This is a genomic window from Promicromonospora sp. Populi (assembly GCF_041081105.1).
In the GTDB taxonomy this organism is placed as follows: Bacteria; Actinomycetota; Actinomycetes; order Actinomycetales; family Cellulomonadaceae; genus Promicromonospora.
Genome location: NZ_CP163528.1, coordinates 4623243 through 4642161, shown reverse-complemented (window position 1 = coordinate 4642161; position 18919 = coordinate 4623243). Strand labels below are relative to the sequence as shown.

At 70.2% G+C, this 18919-nt stretch carries 21 protein-coding genes and 1 tRNA gene; 12 read left to right on the top strand and 10 right to left on the bottom strand.

The annotated features are described in order from the left end of the window. Window positions 1–3 precede the first annotated feature (3 nt). The 4 genes from AB1046_RS20980 to AB1046_RS20965 form a co-directional block, all read right to left on the bottom strand. Entirely contained in the window at window positions 4–1032 is a 1029-nt protein-coding gene (locus AB1046_RS20980) for a Gfo/Idh/MocA family protein (protein WP_369371220.1), read from the bottom strand. Then, on the bottom strand, window positions 1029–2042 hold the full coding sequence (locus AB1046_RS20975; protein ID WP_369371219.1) for a Gfo/Idh/MocA family protein: 1014 nt from the start codon (window positions 2040–2042) through the stop codon (window positions 1029–1031). The genes AB1046_RS20980 and AB1046_RS20975 overlap by 4 nt, the downstream gene beginning before the upstream one ends. After that, on the bottom strand, window positions 2039–3220 hold the full coding sequence (locus AB1046_RS20970) for a Gfo/Idh/MocA family protein (protein WP_369371218.1): 1182 nt from the start codon (window positions 3218–3220) through the stop codon (window positions 2039–2041). The genes AB1046_RS20975 and AB1046_RS20970 overlap by 4 nt, the downstream gene beginning before the upstream one ends. Before the next feature lie 201 nt (window positions 3221–3421). Beyond that, window positions 3422–4237, bottom strand: coding sequence for a helix-turn-helix domain-containing protein (locus AB1046_RS20965; protein ID WP_369371217.1), 816 nt, complete (start codon window positions 4235–4237; stop codon window positions 3422–3424). A gap of 98 nt (window positions 4238–4335) precedes the next feature. On the opposite strand from AB1046_RS20965, the gene AB1046_RS20960 reads away from it, so the two are divergent. From AB1046_RS20960 to AB1046_RS20935, 6 genes are read left to right on the top strand one after another with little or no spacing between them, the layout of a single operon-like run. Next, on the top strand, window positions 4336–5280 hold the full coding sequence (locus tag AB1046_RS20960) for a sugar phosphate isomerase/epimerase family protein (RefSeq protein WP_369371216.1): 945 nt from the start codon (window positions 4336–4338) through the stop codon (window positions 5278–5280). Then, window positions 5277–6293: a zinc-binding dehydrogenase gene (locus tag AB1046_RS20955; protein ID WP_369371215.1), complete on the top strand. Its 1017-nt coding sequence runs from the start codon at window positions 5277–5279 to the stop codon at window positions 6291–6293. Before AB1046_RS20960 ends, AB1046_RS20955 begins: the two co-directional genes overlap by 4 nt. Then, window positions 6290–7030 carry a ThuA domain-containing protein gene (locus tag AB1046_RS20950; RefSeq protein ID WP_369371214.1) on the top strand — a complete coding sequence of 247 codons (741 nt, stop codon included), beginning with the start codon at window positions 6290–6292 and terminating at the stop codon, window positions 7028–7030. Before AB1046_RS20955 ends, AB1046_RS20950 begins: the two co-directional genes overlap by 4 nt. Then, the gene (locus tag AB1046_RS20945; protein WP_369371213.1) at window positions 7027–7779 is read left to right on the top strand and encodes an alpha/beta fold hydrolase; all 753 of its coding nucleotides are present in this window, start codon (window positions 7027–7029) and stop codon (window positions 7777–7779) included. The genes AB1046_RS20950 and AB1046_RS20945 overlap by 4 nt, the downstream gene beginning before the upstream one ends. Continuing rightward, window positions 7776–8582 (top strand): sugar phosphate isomerase/epimerase family protein, encoded by an 807-nt coding sequence (locus AB1046_RS20940; RefSeq protein ID WP_369371212.1) that lies wholly within the window; start codon window positions 7776–7778, stop codon window positions 8580–8582. Before AB1046_RS20945 ends, AB1046_RS20940 begins: the two co-directional genes overlap by 4 nt. Then, window positions 8579–9448 carry a sugar phosphate isomerase/epimerase family protein gene (locus tag AB1046_RS20935; RefSeq protein WP_369371211.1) on the top strand — a complete coding sequence of 290 codons (870 nt, stop codon included), beginning with the start codon at window positions 8579–8581 and terminating at the stop codon, window positions 9446–9448. Before AB1046_RS20940 ends, AB1046_RS20935 begins: the two co-directional genes overlap by 4 nt. A 57-nt stretch (window positions 9449–9505) precedes the next feature. Here the strand turns inward: AB1046_RS20935 and AB1046_RS20930 are convergent, their stop codons facing one another. From AB1046_RS20930 to AB1046_RS20920, 3 genes are read right to left on the bottom strand one after another with little or no spacing between them, the layout of a single operon-like run. Next, window positions 9506–10486, bottom strand: a complete 981-nt coding sequence (locus AB1046_RS20930; protein WP_369371210.1) for a fumarylacetoacetate hydrolase family protein — start codon at window positions 10484–10486, stop codon at window positions 9506–9508. Window positions 10487–10532: 46 nt separating this feature from the next. Continuing rightward, on the bottom strand, window positions 10533–11426 hold the full coding sequence (locus tag AB1046_RS20925; RefSeq protein ID WP_369371209.1) for an MBL fold metallo-hydrolase: 894 nt from the start codon (window positions 11424–11426) through the stop codon (window positions 10533–10535). Then, window positions 11423–12655: an MFS transporter gene (locus tag AB1046_RS20920; protein ID WP_369371208.1), complete on the bottom strand. Its 1233-nt coding sequence runs from the start codon at window positions 12653–12655 to the stop codon at window positions 11423–11425. The genes AB1046_RS20925 and AB1046_RS20920 overlap by 4 nt, the downstream gene beginning before the upstream one ends. Window positions 12656–12790: 135 nt before the next feature. Here AB1046_RS20920 and AB1046_RS20915 point away from each other — a divergent pair, with 135 nt between their 5' ends. The 5 genes from AB1046_RS20915 to AB1046_RS20895 all read left to right on the top strand — a co-directional run bounded on the left by AB1046_RS20915 (window position 12791) and on the right by AB1046_RS20895 (window position 16939). Then, entirely contained in the window at window positions 12791–13735 is a 945-nt protein-coding gene (locus AB1046_RS20915) for a LysR family transcriptional regulator (RefSeq protein WP_369371207.1), read from the top strand. A 95-nt stretch (window positions 13736–13830) separates the two neighbouring features. Then, a complete protein-coding gene (locus AB1046_RS20910; protein ID WP_369371206.1) occupies window positions 13831–14679 on the top strand; it encodes a helix-turn-helix transcriptional regulator in 849 nt (282 codons plus the stop codon). Between the two features lie 191 nt (window positions 14680–14870). Continuing rightward, window positions 14871–15245, top strand: coding sequence for a hypothetical protein (locus tag AB1046_RS20905; protein WP_369371205.1), 375 nt, complete (start codon window positions 14871–14873; stop codon window positions 15243–15245). Window positions 15246–15269: 24 nt separating this feature from the next. Beyond that, window positions 15270–16013, top strand: coding sequence for an SDR family NAD(P)-dependent oxidoreductase (locus AB1046_RS20900; protein ID WP_369371204.1), 744 nt, complete (start codon window positions 15270–15272; stop codon window positions 16011–16013). Between the two features lie 41 nt (window positions 16014–16054). Beyond that, a complete protein-coding gene (locus AB1046_RS20895) occupies window positions 16055–16939 on the top strand; it encodes an SDR family NAD(P)-dependent oxidoreductase (RefSeq protein WP_369371203.1) in 885 nt (294 codons plus the stop codon). 56 nt (window positions 16940–16995) lie between these two features. Here AB1046_RS20895 and AB1046_RS20890 read toward each other — a convergent pair whose 3' ends face one another. The 3 genes from AB1046_RS20890 to AB1046_RS20880 all read right to left on the bottom strand — a co-directional run bounded on the left by AB1046_RS20890 (window position 16996) and on the right by AB1046_RS20880 (window position 17897). Continuing rightward, window positions 16996–17529: a MarR family winged helix-turn-helix transcriptional regulator gene (locus AB1046_RS20890; RefSeq protein ID WP_369371202.1), complete on the bottom strand. Its 534-nt coding sequence runs from the start codon at window positions 17527–17529 to the stop codon at window positions 16996–16998. Between the two features lie 62 nt (window positions 17530–17591). Beyond that, the gene (locus tag AB1046_RS20885) at window positions 17592–17816 is read right to left on the bottom strand and encodes a hypothetical protein (protein WP_369371201.1); all 225 of its coding nucleotides are present in this window, start codon (window positions 17814–17816) and stop codon (window positions 17592–17594) included. 7 nt (window positions 17817–17823) lie between these two features. Further along, a tRNA-Met gene (locus tag AB1046_RS20880) sits at window positions 17824–17897 on the bottom strand. A 111-nt stretch (window positions 17898–18008) separates the two neighbouring features. Here AB1046_RS20880 and AB1046_RS20875 point away from each other — a divergent pair. Continuing rightward, complete coding sequence (locus tag AB1046_RS20875; protein ID WP_369371200.1) at window positions 18009–18824, top strand: nicotianamine synthase family protein; 816 nt, start codon at window positions 18009–18011, stop codon at window positions 18822–18824. Window positions 18825–18919: the final 95 nt, after the last annotated feature.

Genomic DNA, 18919 nt, shown 5'->3' with positions numbered 1-18919 from the left:
CTGTCAGTCGCCGATGAACCGGATGCCCGCCTCGGCGCGGATCCGGTCCATCAGCCGCAGGAAGGTCACGGACTCATCCAGCGGACGCTCCTCGGCCTCCGTGTGTCCCGCGGCGATCGCGCGAGCGACGGCTGCGGCCTCGAAGTGCAGTCCGGTGTGCCCCGTGCGCGGCTCGTCGTACCGGTAGACCTCGCCGTCGCTCCACGTGCGCACCCGCACCCCGCCCGGCTGGTAGAACGGACCGTCGAGCTCGATCGCTCCGCGGTCGCCCGCGATCACCGCGGTCGTGGGCGTCGACGACTCGAGCGAGGTGAACACCACACCGGTCGCGCCGGCCGTATCACTCACGATCGCCGCCGTGTGCGCGTTCACGCCGTGCCGGTTGTCCGCACCCTGGGCGGCGACCGTGCGCGGCTCGCCCAGCAGGCGCGACACGAGCGAGATCGGGTAGGTCCCGAGGTCGAGCAGGCTCCCGCCGGCGAGGGCCGGATCCATCGCCCGGTGCTCGTCGGGCAGGTACTCGCCGTAGTCCGCGAGCACGGACCGCAGCGACCCGACGACGCCGGAGGCGAGCGCCTGCTCGACGACGTCCCACCGGGGCAGGAAGTAGGTCCACAGCGCCTCGGCGCAGAAGACCCCGGCCGTGCGCGCGGCGTGCGCGATCTCCTCGGCCTGCGCCGCGTTGATGCCGATCGGCTTCTCCACGAGCACGGGTGTACCCGCTGCGATCGTCGTGATGGCGTGCTCGTGATGACTCGTGTGCGGGGAGGCCACGTACACGACGTCGACCTCGGGATCGGCGGCGAGCGCACGCACGTCCGTATGGGTCCGCGTGATGCCGTGCGCACGGGCGAAGTCCTCGCCGCGGGCGCGATCCCGGGAGGCGACGGCGGTGAAGCGCTGTCCGGTGTGGGTGGAGACGGCGTCCACGAACCTGGCGGCGATCCACCCCGTTCCGATCACTCCCCAGCGCAGCGCCGGGGCCCGGCGCGGATCCGGTGTGCGCGGCCGGAGGTCGGCGAGCGCCGTCATGCCGTCTCCACCGGGTCCACCGAGTCCACCGACTCCACCGGGACCGGCGCGCCGTCGGCGAGCATCGAGCTGATCGCCGCCTCGGCGATCAGCGTCGCGCGCAGTCCGTCCTCGGCCGTCGCGAGCGACGGAGCCTGCACGCCCGTGCGGGTCGCGTCCACCCAGGCCTGCAGCTCGCGCCGGTACGCGTCGGCGAACCGCGGCCGCCAGTTGGCCGGATACGTCGTCGCGGCGCGCAGGGCGCCGGTCAGCGTCGTCGCCGCGGGGTCGGTGAGCTGCACGGTGCCCTCGGTGCCGATCGCCTCGCAGCGGATGTCGTAGCCGTAGCGGGCGTTGAGGAACGTCTCGAGCACGGCGAGGGCGCCGTCCTGGGTGCGGACGATCATGACCTGCGGATCGGACATCCCCGCCACCGCCGACTCGGGTGCGAACCACCGAACCTCGACGATCGGCGAGGAGAGCAGCCACGGCACCGCATCGAACTCGTGGATCGCGCTGCCCGTGATGCTGGAGGAGCTCGTGGCGTCCGGGGCCGAGCTGACCCCGCGGCTCTGGGCCGTGACCATGACCGGGCGACCGATCGACCCGTCGTCGATCCGGTGCTTCAGCTCGACGTAGGCGGGATCGAACCGGCGCATGAAGCCCACGGACACGAGCCTGCGACCCGTGCCACGCTCGGCGGCGATGATCGCGTCGCACTCCGCGCGCGTCGGGGCGAGCGGCTTCTCGCACAGCACGGGAAGCCCCCGTTCGATCGCCGCGAGGGTGTAGCCGGCGTGCGAGGCGTCGTGCGAGGCGACGACCAGGGCGTCGATCGTGCCGCGGGCGATGAGCTCCTCGCCCGAATCAAACGCCTGTGCCCCGACGGCCACGGCGAGCCGTCCGGCACGGTCGACGTCCACGTCGGCCACGGCGGTGACCGTGGCCCCGGAGACGCTGCCGTGCAGGAGGGTCGCGTGGTCGGTGCCCATGATGCCCGCACCGATGACGCCCACCCGCACCGCGCTCATCGCGCCGCCTCGATCGCCGTGCCTACCGAGGTCCAGCGGCGCGTCCTCGTCGACTCGGCCAGCGCGTCGATGACGACGGCCGCGGCGACGGCGTCGTCGATCACGGCACCGACGGGCTGACCCGTGACGATCGAGCGGAGGAACCGCTCCGCCTCGACAACCTTGAGGTCGTCGTAGCTCAGCGCGAGCGCTCCCCCGGGCTGGAACCGGGCGAGGTCGCCGCTCTGGGTCCCGACGAACCGGGTCGCCAGCGGCAGGTCCTGCACCGCGTCTCCCGCGGCCTCGACCAGCTCGCCCATGCGGCGGAAGTCCCATTCGAGCACCCCTCGGGTCCCGTGGATCCGCACGCCGTAGTCGTTCTGGTGGCCGACGGCGACCCGGCTCGCCTCGAGCGTGACGCGCGCGCCACTGCTCAGGCGGAGGATCGCGGAGACCCAGTCCTCGTTCTCGACGTCGACCAGCTCGCCGTCGGAGACTCGCTCGTGTCCCGTCACGACGCCGCTGGGGCGCCGGCGGCGGGGCACAAAGATCGCTCCGTCGGCGACGACCTCGTCGATCTCGCCGAGCAGGTGCCGCACGAGGTCGACGGCGTGCGAGGCCAGGTCGCCGAGCACGCCGTGGCCCGCACGGGCGAGCTCGTAGCGCCAGGTGAACGCGCCGGAGGCGTCCGCGGCGTAGTCGCCGAGCATCCGGAAGCTCGCGTGCGTGATCTCGCCGATCTCGCCGTCCGCGATGCGACGGCGGAGCTCCTCGACTGCCGGGGCGTTGCGGTAGTTGAACCCGACGGCGGACTGCACCCCCGCGGCGCGCACCGCGTCCCGGACGGCGGCCGCGTCGTCCGCGGTGACGCCGACGGGCTTCTCGATCCAGATGTGCTTGCCCGCGGCGGCGAAGGCCTCGCCGATCTCCCGGTGCGCGAAGTTCGGCGCCGTGATGCTGACGGCGCTGATGTCGGGGGCATCGAGCAGCGACCGCCAGTCGTTCGTCGCGCGCTCGAAGCCGTAGGCGGCCGCAGCCTGGTCTGCCCGGCCCGGCACCTCGTCGGCGACGGCCACGAGCCGCGGCCGCCGGGCGAGCGGGTAGTGGTGGCCCACGCGGGTGTACGCCGTGGTGTGCACCCTGCCCATCCAGCCGAATCCGATGACACCGATGCCGATCGGCGCTGTCTCGTCCACCATGAAGCACTCCTTGTGTCCCGGGATCTTCTTCGATGCGCCGGGGTGTCGGCGGGCCGTCAACGGACCGCAGGCCCTGGTGACGCTACGACCACAGTCGTCAGGCGAAAGCAGTTCGCGCAATGTCCTGATGGCAGGACGATCGAAAACTACAAAGATGTGATCGGAATCCGCAGATCGGCGGCGCCTGAACCCCGCGGCGGGTCACTCCGCGGTGCGGCTCCCCGGCCGCACGACCGCCAGGCGCGTGCCGAGCTGCGTGCGCGGCAGCCGCACCCGGTAGGCCGTGGGGCTCAAACCCTGCTCCGCGCGGAAGTCGTTGGAGAAGTGCGCGGCGTCGTAGTAGCCCGTCTGCGCGGCGACCTCGCTCACCGACAGCTCTGTCGCGGCGAGCAGGTCGCACGCCGCGATCATGCGCACCCGGCGCAGGTAGCGGTAGGGGCTCACCCCGAAGTGCCGGCGGAACAGCCGCGAGAAATGGCTCGCCGAGAGCGAGACCAGCGCTGCGAGGTCCTCGACCCGGATCGGACGGGCGTACTCGCTCGCGATGTACTCGACCGCAGGGCCGAGGCTCTGCACCCCGCCGGCGGTCGGTGTCCGTGGCGAGAGCGGTCGCGTGACGCCCACCAGCCCGACGATGCGACCGTCGGCGTCGCGCAGCGCGTTCTTCGAGCTCAGGAACCAGTCGTAGCCGGCGCGGGTGTTGCGCACGAGCTCGACCAGGTCCACGATCGGCTCCCCCGTCGCCAGCACCCGCTCGTCGTCACGCCGGTACAGGTCGACCAGGTGCGCGGGCGAGAGCTCCTCGTCGCGGCGGCCGAGGAGCTCGTCGGCGCTCTGCATGCCCATGAGCGCGAGGAAGGGCCGCGAGCACGCCACAAAAACGCGCCGTGCATCCTTGACGAAGATGAAGACGTCGTCCACGTGGTCGAAAGCCGCGATCATCGCCCCCAGACCGGGACCGAGCGCGCCGTCGAGCCGGCTCATCGCCTCCGCCGCAACCGCATCCTCGCGATTCATGATTGGAATTTACAAGCACCTGGTCGGATTGGCCAATCACCTGCTCGCACCTGCGGATAGCGTCGTCGGTATCCCTTTCGACGATGCAGGAGAGGCACGTGAACAACAGCCCGCACACAGTCCTGCCCGGCAAGATCCCGCAGATCTCCCTGGGTAGCTGGGCCTTCTCCTTCGGGCCGTTCGCCGACGCCCCCTGGTCGTTCGACAGGTTCTGCGACTACGCGGCGGACGCGCACTACGACGGCGTCGAGATCAACGGCTTCCGGCCGCACCCGCACGACGAGGACTTCTCCGTGTCCGCCGCCCGTGCGCTCGGATCCGCCATCCGCGACCGCGGCCTCGGCATCTCCGGTTACGCCCCCGACCTCACCGCCACTCCCCCGGGCGTGGCCGCCGAGGCCGAGTACCTGGCGCGCATCGACTCGATCGCGCGCTTCTGCGTAGCGGCCGGCATCGACCTGGTGCGCGTGGACACGATCACGCCGCCCCCCGGCCCCGGCGACCCGGCTGCCGCGTACCCCGCGCTCGTGCGCACCTGGGGCGCCGCCGCGGAACGGCTCGCCAAGGACGGCCTCCGGCTCGTGTGGGAGTACGAACCCGGCTTCTGGCTGAACCGCCCGAGCGAGATCCTTCGGTTGCTCGACGACGTGGCGAGCGACAACTTCGCTGTCATGTTCGACACGTCGCACTCGCACACGATCGCCGCCTATGGCCGCCGCCAGGGCCCCGACACGGAGATCCTGCCGGACGGCGCCCCCGGCCTGGCTCGCCTGCTCGCCGGCCGTGTCGGGGCGCTCCACCTCATCGACAGCGACGGCAGCCTGCATGACGACGAGACCAGCTCGCACCTGCCGTTCGGCACCGGTGACCTGGATTTCGCCGCGGTCCTCGCGCCGATCCGCGACGACGTGCTGTTGTTGCCCTGGTGGACCGTCGACTACTGCTTCTGGCGCGAGACGATCAGGGACGCCAGGGAGGCGGTTCCCGTCGTCGCGGCCATCCGCGACAACCTCGTCCGCACGAAAGGAATCGAAGCCGGATGATCGAGGTGATCCTCACTGCCGAGGGGCACGCGGAGGCCGTCGAGCGTCCGCAGCCGAGCGCGCACGGCGACATCGTGACCGTGCGGGTCGACGTGGCGCCGATGTGCACCGAGTTCCGGGCCAGAGGCGACGGAATCGAGCACGACGATCTCGGCCATGAGGCGGCAGGCGTCGTCGTCGACGCGGGCGGCTCGACGCGGGTCAGGGCCGGCGACCGGGTGGTCGTGATGCCGCAGCTCGGTTGCGGCAAGTGCGCGTACTGCGTGCAGGGCGACCACATCTACTGCCTGACGCCGCGCGACGTGCGCGCCGAGACGGGCTCGACCACGGGCATCGCGACGTACGCCCAGTACGTGCTCAAGCCCGACTACCTGCTGCTGCCCGTGCCCGACGACGTCAGCCTCGAGCACGCAGCCGCCGCCTGCTGCCTGCTCGGTCCCGGCCTCCACGCGACGTCGCGCATGAACGTCGGTGTGCTGGACACGGTGCTCGTGAGCGGCGCGGGTCCCGTCGGGCTCGGCGCGATCATCAACGCCGGGTTCCGCGGCGCCCGGGTCCTGGTCCTGGAGGCCAACCCGTACCGCCAGGAGCTCGCGCGGCGTCTGGGCGCCGAGGTCTTCGACCCCTTCAGCGCCGACACCGACAACGCGATCGCGGCCGCGGCTCCGGGTGGGATCACGGCGGCGATCGAGACGAGCGGGGTGGCGTCCGTTCCCGCGCGCCTCGCCGGGCTGGTGCGCCGCCTCGGACAGCTCGCCATCGTCGCGTGGGGCACCGACGTCGTACTGCCCCCGCTGGTGCCGACGGGCCTGTCCGTGCACGGCTGCTGGCACTGGAACCACGTGCGCCTCGCCGATCAGATGTGGGCGACGATCCGCGGCTCCCGCGAGGCGCTCGACCTGGTCACGACGCACCATCTTGACCTCACCGAGGCCGACGCCGCGATGGACGTACAGCAGAGCGGGCAGTGCGGCAAGGTGTTCCTGCATCCGCACGGACGGAGCGGCGAATGACCCGCATCGTCGCCCTCGCCAGCGCCGGCGAGTACAACCCCGAGGTGACGCTCCCGCGCGTGGCGGGCCGGATCGCCGTCGCCACGCACGCACGGCTGGACGTGCGCACCTCCGACATCGCCGAGGACGTGCCCGACTTTCCGCTGTCGACCTTCGGCGACCTCTCGGTGCTCGACGACGCGGACCTGCTCATCCTCGCGCTGCGCTTCCGCAACGTGTCCGACGACGAGCTCGCCGCCCTGGCCGCGTACGTCGACTCCGGCCGGCCGATCATCGCGCTGCGCACGAGCAACCACGCCTTCGCGACTCCTGAGGAGCGAAAGCTGCACGCCTGGGCGCAGGAGTTCCCCGCCACGGTGCTCGGATCGGCGTGGATCTCGCACCACGGCCACACCTCGACGACGCGCGTGACGCGGGTCGCCGACTCGGCGCTGCTCGACGGGCTGCCCGAGGACTTCGTCGTCGACTCCTGGCTGTACGTCGCGCACGCCCCCGCCGACGCGACCGTGCTGCTGTGGGGAGAGCCGATCGACCCCGAGACCGAGCCGACGCCGTCTCCGGTGGCCTGGATCCGCGAGATCGGCGGGCAGCGGGTGTTCTACACAAGCCTCGGCAGCGAGAGCGACCTGGAACGCCCCGAGGTGCTGCGCCTGCTGGAGAACGCGGCGCGCTGGTGCCTGGCTGTCGGCACTGAGGATGTCGGCGCTGAGGATGCCGGCGCTGGGGACGTCCGATGATCCCCGCGTACACCGCGCGCGGGGACGGGCCTCCACTGGTGCTCGTGATGGGGCTCGGCGCTCCCGGCGACCGCTGGCAGCCACACGTCGACGCGTGGTCCCAGCACTTCCGCTGCATCGCGGTGGACAACCGCGGGACGGGTGACACGCCCAGGGGCGACGCCCCGCCGACGGCGGCCGACCTCGCGGACGACGTGGCCGGCCTCGTCCGCGCGCTCGGAGTCGGCCCCGTCCATGTGGCCGGCATCTCGATGGGCGGCGCCGTCGCGCAAGAGCTCGCGATCACGCATCCCGAGCTGGTCGAGAAGATGGTGCTGGTCGCGCCCTGGTCGGCAGTGCCGCCGTCGACGGCGGCGACCCTCGAGATCCTCGAGCGTGCACGCGCGTCCGAGGACAGGCGCCTGTTCAACCTGACGCTCCAGCGACTGATCTGGACGCCGGACTGGATCGACGCGCATGCGGCCGAGCTGGCCGCCGGGCTCGACGACGCCCCCGCGATGTCGGTCGGGGCCTTCGCCGACCAGGTGCACGCCTGCGCGACGGTCGACACGCACGCGCGTCTCGGCACGGTCCGCACGCCGACGCTCGTCACCTGGGGCGAGCGCGACGTCTTCATCGCGCCGGAGCTCTCCGCAGCTACGGCATCCGCGATCGACGGCGCTGAAACTGCCGTCTTCTCCACGGGGCACGTGCACCACTGGGAGGAGCTCGCGCGCTTCAATCAGACCGTGGAGGAGTGGCTCCGATGAGCGTCCCGTTCCGGTTCTCCTGCCAGACCTACAGCTGGCAGATGTCGATCGACCGCTACCGCGGCGAGGTCGCGCACATGACCAGCGTGGCCGGGAGCGCGGGTTTCGCCGGCTTCGAGCCCGAGCTGGTCATGCTCGGCGACAACTGGTCGATCGCCCGGCTCCGCGACGACCTCGACGCGGCGGGCCTCGCGCTCGCGGCCCTGGTCCTCGCGCAGGGCTGGCGCGGCGACGAGGAGAGCGAGGCCGAGCGCGCCACCGCCGCGCGGGCGATCGAGGCGGCGGCAGCCCTGGGCGCGCGCCTCGTGCTCGTGCCGCTTCCCGGTCCGGATCGCGCGGACCTCCGACGGCGGCAGACGGCGGCCATCGGCTGTATGGACAGCGTCGCCAGGCGCGCGGCCGACAGCGGGGTCGCGGCGACCTTCCACCCGAACTCCCCCGCCGGCTCGGTGTTCCGCACGGCCGAGGACTACGCGCTCATGCGCGAGCTGCTGCCCGCGCACATCGGCTACACGCCCGACGTCGGGCACATCGCGCGCGGGGGCATGGACCCGCTGTCCGTGCTTCGCGACTGGCGGGAGCGCGTCGACCACGTGCACATCAAGGACGTCGCCGCCGACGGCACCTGGGCCGAGACCGGACGGGGCGTGATCGACATCCCTGCCGTGCTCGACTACCTCGCCGACACGGGATACGACGGCTGGGTCACGTTCGAGGATGAGTCGCCCGCCGCCGAGGCGGACCCCGACGCCGCCACTATCCGGAACGGGCTGTGGACAACCGCATGGGAGGACGCACGATGACCCGACTGCCGATCGCCGTCAACACCTTCGTCTGGCACTCGCCGCTGAACGACGAGCGCCTGGAGACCACGCTGCGCACGATCGCGGCCTGGGGCTACGACGGCGTCGAGCTCGCCTATGAACAGCCGGGCGACTGGGACGCCGCGCGGGCCCGCGACCTGCTCGACGAGCTCGGTCTGGTCAGCGTGGTCGGCGCCGTCTTCGGTGCCGATCGAGAGCTGGCGTGCACCACCGACGCCGTCATCGCCCGTACACGCGACTACGTCCGCTCCGCCGTCGACGTGGCGGCGCTGCAGGGGTCGTCGCTGGTCATCGGGCCGATGTACACGTCGGTGGGGCGCACCTGGCGGATGAGCGCCGACGAGCGACGCGACGCCGTCTCGCAGCTGCGCGCGGAGTACCGGGTGCTCGGCGACTACGCGGCGGAGCGCGGCGTCCGCCTCGCGGTGGAGCCCCTGAACCGCTACGAGACCAGTCTGCTGACGACCACCGAGCAGGTGCTCGAGGTCATCGAACCGCTGCCGGCCGAGTCGGTGGGACTGAACCTCGACACGTACCACATGAACATCGAGGAGGCCTCGCTCGACGACGCCTTCCGGCTGGCGGGCGACCGCCTGCTGCACCTGCAGGTGTGCGGCAACGACCGCGGCGCCCCGCTCCGCGACCATCTCGACTGGCCGGGCATCCGCGCCAGCCTGATCGCGATCGGCTACGAGGGCATGCTCGGGTTCGAGTCGTTCACCGCCGACAACGAGACGATCGCGACGGCGGCGTCGATCTGGCGTCCCTTCGCTGCGTCCCAGGACGAGCTCGCTCTCACCGCGCTGCACGAGCTGCAGGGCTGGCGCGCGGGCTGGACCGACTGAGTCGAGCCGGTCGGCCAGGTGCGGGCGGCCAGCACGGTGGGTGCCGGGTGATGGCCCTTACGTGCTGGGACGCGCTCGATCACGATGTCGCGCGCGAACGAGCGTGCGAGCCTCCCGGCGAGGTCCGATGCGGTTGCGGATCGTGCCGATTCCCTCGATCTCCACCTCGACGACGTCGCCCGGCACCAGCGCGGGCGGTGTCAGGTCCCCGTTGCGCCCCCACAGCTCGGCGAGGCAGCCCCGGCCACAGGTCCCCGTCCCCAGCACATCGCCTGGCACCACGCGAGAGTCTGCGGACGCGTAGCGCACCAGGTCGCTCAACGGCCAGCCCATGTTGGACAGCAGGTCAGAGCCGTACTCGTGCCCGTTGACCCGGACACGCATCGCGAGGGGCAGGAAGCCCTCCTCTGTGAGGCGTGGTGCGAACTCGTCCGCGGTGACGATCCAGGGTCCGAGCGTGGTAGCAAAGTCCTTGCCCTTGCACGGGCCGAGTCCCACCCGCATCTCCCGCAGCTGGAGATCACGGGCCGACCAGTCGTTGAGCACCGTGAGGCCGAAGATGTGCGCCTGGGCGTCATCGACGTCCAGATTGCTGCCCGAACTACCCAGCACACGCCCGATGACGATTCCGACCTCCGCCTCGTAGTCAAGCTCCTGACACCCGGCGGGGATGCCGATCTGCTCTTCCGTGGCGCGGACGGTGTGGGGGTTCGCGAAATAGAACGTAGGCGCCTGATACCACTCGTCGACGACGACGGCATGATCGGCCATCCGCCGGACGATCCCCTCGACGTGCTCCTCGAACGCGACGAAGTCCCGGATGGACCTCGGCTGGAGCGGCGACAGCAGATCGACATCCGCCAGCGGGTGTCCGACGGCGCCGCCGAGTGTCTCGTCGGCGATGAGCAACGCCGCCGAGAGTCCGGCGTCGAGCAGGTCGTTGACCGGATCCCGACCGGGCAGGGCAAAGACCGCGCCGTCATGAACGAATCCGCCGCGTTCTATCCCCTCATGCCGCCAGCGGGTGATGCGAACCATGCTGTCTCCTCTCGGTCTGGACGGACGGTGGCTGCGCTCCGGGATCTCACGCGTGGCACTCCAAGGGCCGCTTCCCGTTGAACTCATACATCTCCTGAAAGACGGTGCCCGGATCGACCGGCGTGCCGTCCAGCTCCCCGTACGCCTGGTGGAGGTTTCCGACGATGCGCTCGGGATCGAGCAGCCCCGCGAAGCGCGCGAGGTCGAGCTGCCGCGCAGCCTGCAGCGGGCTGAGCCCACGTGCGCGGGCCGACGCCGCCGCCTCGACCACGAACCGTAGGTAGTCGGCCACCTCGTCGATCAGCTCAGGCCCACCGATGTCGCCATGCCCCGGAACGACAACCGAGGGCCGGAGCGCTCGCAGTCCCTCCAGGGCAGCCAGCCAACCGCGTGGCGAACCCGACATGAGGAACGGCGTGCCGCCATGGAAGATCAGGTCCCCTGCGAAGAGCACTCGCGTCTCGGGCAGCCAGACGTAGGCGTCACCCTTCGTGTGTGCGGTGCCGCCTGGGTGGACGATCCGTACGGTGTGGCTTCCAGCGTGCAGCGTCAGGGAGTCGTCGAAGACGACCGTCGGCGGGCGCGGACGAATGTTGCCCTGCACGAACGGCGTGAAGACGTGCGACGGCACCGGCTGGAGTCGCTGGAGCTCCGCCGCGACCTCGCGGTGAGCGATCACGTCGGCGTCGGGCACCATCGAGGCGCCGTTGCTGTGGTCGGGATGGGAGTGCGTGTAGATGATGTACCGCAGGTCCCGCCCGGTGGCCTCCCGCATCGTGCGCAGGTAGGCGCGCATCCTCCGCTCGGTGGAGGTCGTGTCGATACTGATGTTGCCGATCGAGGTCTCGACGACTCCCATGTTGTTGACCATCCAGCCGCCGGGCGGCTGGACGTAGGCCCACACGCCGTCAGCGAGCCGGATCGCGCGGGCGGTGCTCATGCCGACCGTTCCGGGAAGCGGGGCAGGATCAGCAGCACGACGGCACCCACGGCCAGGAGGCTTGCGGCGATGATGAGGGCGATGTCGTAAGACTCTGTCGCATCAAAGAGGAAGCCCGCCGCGACCGGCCCCAGTGCGGTACCCACAATGAAGCAGCTGTAGATGACGCTGTAGAGCGTGCCGAACTTCCGCGGGCCGAAGTACCGGGAGCTCAGGTAGGCCATGAGGTCGATCTCCGCGCCGAACCCGATGCCGATCAGGACAGCCGTCAGCGCCGCGGCGCCCGGTCCGACCCACAGCAGCAGCAGGCAGCCCAGTGCGGCGACGAGGAAGAGCGGAACGGCAACATAGGTCGCATAGACGCGGTCGAAGAGCCATCCGATGATCGGCCGGCTGATCACCGTGCCGACCCCGACGAGGGCTGACAGCAGAGCGGCCTGCACCGGATCAACGCCGGCGTCGATCAGCATGGGCACGAAGTGCGGCACCATGGTCAGCAGCGCCCATCCCAGGACCAGGAAGACGCCGCAGAGCGTCCAGAACTCCACGCGCCGCAACGCCTGGGGCACGGTCAGGCCCGGCAACGACGAGCTGTTCCCGGCTTTGGCGGAGGCACCAGGCCGGTCCAGGAGGCGAGGAACGAGCAGGAGGAGCAGCGGCAGGAAAGCGATCGCCCCCATCACGACGTAAGCCGACCGCCATCCGGACGATGCGGTCACCGCACCGATGATTGGTGGCAGCAGGAGCCCGGCTGCGCCAAGTCCGCCCGCCATGATCCCGAGCGCCAGTCCGCGACTGGCGTCAAAGCGCTCGACGATGGCCTTGGAGTACGTCACGGCCGCTGTGCCGGCGCCGAGGATCCCGGCGAGACCGTAGAGGACGAGGAACATGCTCAGCGAGGAGGTCGCGCTGCCGAGCAGGAGCACTGCAGCGACGAAGAGCGGGAGGGAGACGAGCGCGACCCGCCGGACGCCGAAACGATCCAGGATGCGGCCGAGGAACGGCAACGCGACCGCCAGGCCGAGAGCGCTCCACAGGTTCGCGAGGCTGATCTGGCCGCGCCCCCAGCCGAACTCCTCCTGCAATGGGACCACGAGGGGCCCCAGGATGTAGTTGAGCGCGCTCAGGCCGACCCCGGCGCCAATCGTCGCGAAGACCAGGGAAGGCCAGCCGGTGCGAAGCTCCTGACGCGCGAGTGCTCTGTCGTCGGTAGGGATGGCTGTGCTCATGGGCACGCTCTTTCGTCATTGAAAGGTGAATGGTGCGATCAGGTTGGCACCCGCCTAGCATCCATGCAATCGTGGTTTGGTTATGAGAACTATCCACAGCATGGATAGTTGGCTCTTCGACGGTGAGGAGACGCGGTGTCGTCGTTCGACCTGAACCTGCTCCGGCCCCTGCATGCGCTTCTGGAAGAGCGCAGCGTGACGCGCGCCGCCGTACGGCTGAACCTCAGCCAGCCTGCGACATCTGCCGCGCTCGCTCGCCTGCGCAGGCACTACAGCAACGAGCTCCTGGTGCGCTCAGGCCGCTCGATGGAACTGACGCCGTTCGCCCGCGACCTCTTGCCCGCCGTGTTGCAGGGGATGGCTGAGCTGCAGGTGGTCGTAGACCGCAAGGAGGTCTTCGACCCGGCACAGACGGAGCGACGCTTCGTCGTCGCCGCGACGGACTACATGACTGCGATCCTCGCGGGCCCTCTGCTGAAGACGTTCGCGCAAGAGGCACCTCGGGCCTCGCTCGACTTCGTGCCGCACCCGCCCCAGAGCGGCGACCTGTCTGCGTTCGCGAAGGTCGACGCCATCATCGGGCCGCAGGGACTCCACCTGCCCGGTCGCAGCGAGGAGCTCTTCTCCGATGACTTCGTGCTCATCGCCGATCCGGCCAACTCCGTCCTCGATGCTGCGAATCCCCGTCTCGAGATGCTGCGGCACGTGCCGCACGCCGCGGCGTACCTGACCGGCCCCGACGACACCGGCATCGATGCCGTGCTCAGCCGCACCGGGATCGATCACATCGTCGCCGCTCGGCTCTTCGGGCTCGCGTCCTTGCCGCTGCTCGTCTCCGGGACCGATTTTGTCGCGCTGGTCCCGCGGATGCTGGCTGCACGGGCGTCGCAGACGCTCGGCATCGCGCGGTTCGAGCTTCCCGCAGAGCTCAATGTGCCGATGACCGAGGCCATCTACTGGCACCCGCGAGACGACGACCCAGCTGTTCGCTGGCTGCGGGCGGCGGTGAAACGCACGATCCCCGTCCTCACCGACGAGTTGGGCGCACCGGCGCCGTTGGTGCTGCTCGCCTCGTCCTGAACGTCGGCGGCCCGCTCCGGAGCGGCTTCACAACGAGTGGAGGTCTGGAGTCGGCACCCCGGGTCCACGGCCGGTCCGCGCGTAGCCTCGAACGCATGGCAACGATTCAGAACGCGTTCGGGGAGTTCCTCACGGCACAGCGTGCCCGGGTCTCCCCGCAGGACGTCGGCCTGCCGACGGCCGGCTCCCGGCGGGTCAAGGGTCTGCGGCGAGAGGAGGTGGCCGTCCTGGCGGGGGTCAGTGCCGACTACTACGCACGCCTGGAGCAGGGACGTGAGCGGACGCCGTCGGCCCAGGTCGTCGAGGCGATCTGCACCGCATTGCGGCTGGGCCCGGACGCGCGGGCGCACGCGTTCCGGCTGGCCCGCCTGACCCCGGCCACGCTGACCACGAGCGACCGGGTAGGCCCGGACATGGTGCGTCTGCTCGAGAGCATGCCGAACGTGGCCGCGTACGTCGTCAACCCGGCGTTCCGGATCCTGGCCACCAACCCGGTGGCCGGGGAGCTGCTCGGCACCGAACAGGTAGCCCGGGGAGCCGTGCCCTACCTGTTCACCAGCCCTGCCTCGCGCGGGTACTTCATGGACTGGGAGCACATCGCGCGCGCCGCGGTCAGCGCGCTGCGGCTCGCGGCGGGATTCAGCCCGGTGCACCCGGAGGTGTCCGCCCTGGTGTCCCGGATGGAGAAGGAGAGCCCGGACTTCGCGCGACTGTGGCAGGACCACCGCGTGTCCGGCCTGAGCGCGACGACCAAGCGCATCGACCACCCCGCCGTCGGGCAGCTTGAGCTGGTCTACCAGACGTTCGAGAGCCGGGACGCACCGGGACAGCAGCTCACGGTCGCCACCGCTGCAGCCGGATCGGCCAGCGCCGACTCGCTCGCGCTCCTCGGCACCGTCGCAGCCGACCGCACGGCTTCCACGGAGCACGCCGACCCGAAGTAGGACGTCCCGGGAGCCAGGGTGTGCCACACCCAGGGAGCCACTGCCTTCTCCGCTGTCCTGGCGCACCGCAGGCTGGAGCTGTGCCGGATCCCCGGTGCGTACCACTGCACGAGAGGGCACTTCGATGGCACGGGTTCTGGAGATCACCACACTCCGCCCCGCGCCTGGGCTCACGCCCGAGAGGAATCGACATGACCGGCATCAAGTCCCCCGCCGCAGGCAGTGCGGCCGAGCATGACCCGGACCAGCAGACCCTGGCCGGCGCCGGCGCCACCGCCCTGGAGGTGCGCGCCCTGTACGAGCAGATCGAACAGCGCATCCTGCAGCGCACCTGGACCCTGCCCGAGCTGGCCGTCGGATTCACCAACGACGCCGCCTACGTGGGCCGTCTCGTCCTGGCCGCCGAGCACACCTGGGACATCGACGGCGACTTCGACGCCGAGCTCAAGCACAAGCTCGCCGAGTGCATGTGGTGGCTCTTCGTCCTGGCCGACAGGCTCGACGTCGACCTCCCAGCCGCCTACGCCGAGACCATGCAGAAGATACGAGACGGGCTCCGCGGCTGACGCGCCGCCCCCGTGGGAGGAACTATGAACATCGTGATCATCACCGGCGGCAGCCGCGGTATCGGCGCCGCCACAGCACTCGCCTGCGCCCGGCACGGCCTTGGCGTCATCATCACCTACAACAGCAACCCGGACGCGGCAGCGGACGTCGTCGGCAAGATCAACGCCGACGGCGGCACGGCGGTAGCACTGGCGCTCGACGTCACCGACACCACCACCTTCCCCGCCTTCGCCACGACGGTCAGCAGCACGCTGCAGGAGACCTGGGGCCGGACCGACTTCGACCACCTGGTCAACAACGCCGGCTACGGCCTCTACAACCCCATCGCCACCGTCACCGAGGAGCAGTTCGACGGCCTGTTCCGCGTGCACCTCAAAGGCCCGTTCTTCCTCACCCAGACCCTGCTGCCACTGATCGCCGACGGTGGTCAGATCGTGAACCTCGTCAGCGCGACAAGCCGCGTGGCGACCATCGGCGTCGCGCCGTACGCGAGCTTCAAGGGCGGCCTCGAGGTCCTGACCCGATACATGGCCAAGGAGTTCGGCGACCGCCAGATCCGGGCGAACTCGATTGCGCCCGGCGCGATCCGCACCGAGCTGGGCGGCGGCCTGAACGACGAGTTCGAGGCGCAGCTGGCCGGGGCCACGGCGCTGGGCCGGGTCGGCGAGCCCGACGAGGTCGGTGATGTCATCGCGAGCCTGCTCTCCGACGACAACCGCTGGGTCAACGCCCAGTCGATCGAAGTCTCCGGAGGGTTCAACATCTGAGCGACAGACCGCGCGGGAATTACTGTCCTTGCCGACAGGTTATGCTGTCTGTAAGGACAGTAAATGGCTCGATATCTGTGAGGACGGCAATGAGGACTTGGCTTATCACAGGCGGAACACCCGGAGGCTTCGGCCTTACCTTCGCCGAGGGCGCGCTCGGACGTGGGGATCGCGTGGCGATCACCTCACGACGGCCCGAGGAGCTCTCCGACTGGGCCGCTTCGTACGGAGAGCGGGTGCTGGTCCTCAAGCTCGACGTGACGGACGAGCGGCAGGTGCGCGACGGGGTCGCCGAGGCCGAGGCACACTTCGGCGGGATCGACGTGCTGGTGAACAACGCAGGTCGAGGCTGGTATGGGTCGATCGAGGGCATGCCGATCGAGGATGCACGCCGGGTGATCGACCTTAACTTCTATGCGGTGCTCACTATGACGCGAGCGGTCCTCCCTGGCATGAGGGCCAGGGGCACCGGGTGGATCGTGAACATGTCCTCGGTGGCCGGGCTGACCGGCATACCCGGGTTCGGCTTCTACACCGCGGCCAAGTTCGCGCTCGAGGGCATGACAGAGGTGCTGCGCCACGAGGTGGCCGAGTTCGGCATCAAGGTGCTAGCCGTCGAGCCCGGGGCCTTCCGTACACGCGCGTACTCCGGCTTCGAGGACGAGCCCGTCCGGGAGACCGTCGACGCCTATCTCGCCCAGCTCGACGCGATGCGCCGGTCGATGATCGACCAGGACGGCAAGCAACCCGGCGATCCCGTGCGCGGCGTCGAGGCGATCCTGCAGGCGATGGAGCAGGATCAGCCACCGCAGCGCCTGGTGCTCGGCAGCCTGGGCTTCGACACCGCGACCGCCGCCATGGGGGCAACCATGTCAGATCTTCGCGGCAGCGAGCAGCTTTCCCGGAGCGCCGACTTTCCCTCGTAGGCCTTCCATCCGCCCGCCGGCCGCTCGCCAGGTGTGGCCGCCTCAGTGCGGCCCGCTCACTGCGGCCGTCGGCGGAGTCCGGAGTGACGCATGTCCTCGGCGGCCGCGATCGCGTCGGTGACGAACCGCTTGGTCAGCTCGGTGAAGCGGCTGACGTCGCGCTGCGACCAGCCGACCAGGACCTGCGCGATCATGTCGTCCCCTAGGTCATAGATGTGGTGCGCTGCCGACACGCCCTGCGGGGTCAAGGCGATCAGCGTCGACCGAGTGTCCTCGGGATCACGCTCGCGAACGACGAAGCCACCCTCTTCGAGGCGCCGGACGATCTTGCTCACGTTTGACGCCCCGGTACCCATCGCCTGCGCCAGATCACTTGGCCGCATGGGCTGCGCCGCAGCCAGATGGCGCAGGGCCTGATGTGCCGGCTGATCAATCGGCTCACCACTGGAGGTGAGAATCTCGCTCTGCAGTCCAGGCGACTCCCACAGCAGGATCAGCGCGCTCAAGCTCGCGAGCAGCTCGGAGCGATAGGCGAAGTCCCGCGGCATGAGCAACTTTCGTGGCGAGAGCTCAGCAGGAGGATCGACCATCCCCTAATCCTAGTCCGCGCGGCTCAGGCCACTTCGGATCTTTATTGTCCCTTAGGACAGCCTCATAGTGTCGGCATGGACATCACCCTGGCCTCAGGCAGCGTGATGCGGTCGAGCTCGATCGAGACGAGGACCGGCTCGGCGACCTTCTGGCCCTTCTCGTCGGTCAGGTGGACCGAGCCGTGAGCGTGCCAACCCACCGGCCGACCACCCGGACCAACCCGCAAACAAAAAACAGCCGGACCTACGATTTCGTAGGTCCGGCTGTCCGCGATGTCCTGCGACATCGATTTGTAGCGGGGGCAGGATTTGAACCTGCGACCTCTGGGTTATGAGCCCAGCGAGCTACCGAGCTGCTCCACCCCGCGTCGGTAGCCCTTACTTTACGCACGTCCAGCAGCGATGTGCAAACCGGGTCGGGCGGTCGAGACGCAGGTCACAGACGATCGAACCGATCCGGCCGTGGAACGATCGACACCATGACGACGGAGCTGAGCGAAACCACCCTGACCGCCGACCGGATCGTCCACCTCGCCGACCAGCTGACCGCCCTCCCCGACCTGCGGCCGGGTCCGCAGACCAACGCCCTGTTCGGTGATCTGGTGCAGGCGGTCCTGGCGGCGCCGGAGCGCCAGTCCCACGACATCCTGACGCATCCGGGTGTCAACAGCCGCAGGGACGCCATCCGGGAGCTCTCCGCGCGCGGCGAGACCGCGCTCGAGCACACCTGGGCGGAGCACATCGCAACCGAGCCGGACCCGCGGGCCACACTGGCCGCGTTTCCGTACCTCGACAACTACGACCGGCTCACGGCCCTGGAGGTCCGACTGCTCCTCCGCTCGGGCGCCGCGCCGGCGTCGGTCGCCGTCCTGGGCTGCGGGCCGCTCCCCCTCAGCGCCCTCGGCTACGCCGACACGCTCGGCGTCCCCGTCGTCGGCCTGGACCGCGATCCCGCCGCGGTCGCCCTCGCCCGGCGGGTGAGCACCCGGCTCGGGACCGCGGCTGTCCGGTTCGAGCTGGCAGACGCCGCCGCCGTCGACCTCACGAGCCACGATGCCGTGGTGCTGGCCGCGCTGGTGGGCGATACGCCGTCGGACAAGGCGGCGATCCTGCGGGAGGTGGGCAGCAACATGCGGCCCGGGGCCACGCTGCTCGCGCGCAGCGCGCGCGGCCTGCGCACCCTCCTGTACCCGCCGGTGGACCTGGGTGCGATGCCGGGCTTCGAGGTGCTGGAGGTGGTGCACCCCGCCGACGACGTCATCAACTCGGTGGTGGTGGCCCGCCGGCTCGGCTGACTCGAACATGGGAAAGGCTCCCCGGTGTGAGACCGGGGAGCCTTTCCTGTGCGACTGACCAGGTCAGCCAACGCGAGCAGTCAGTGTGCAACAAG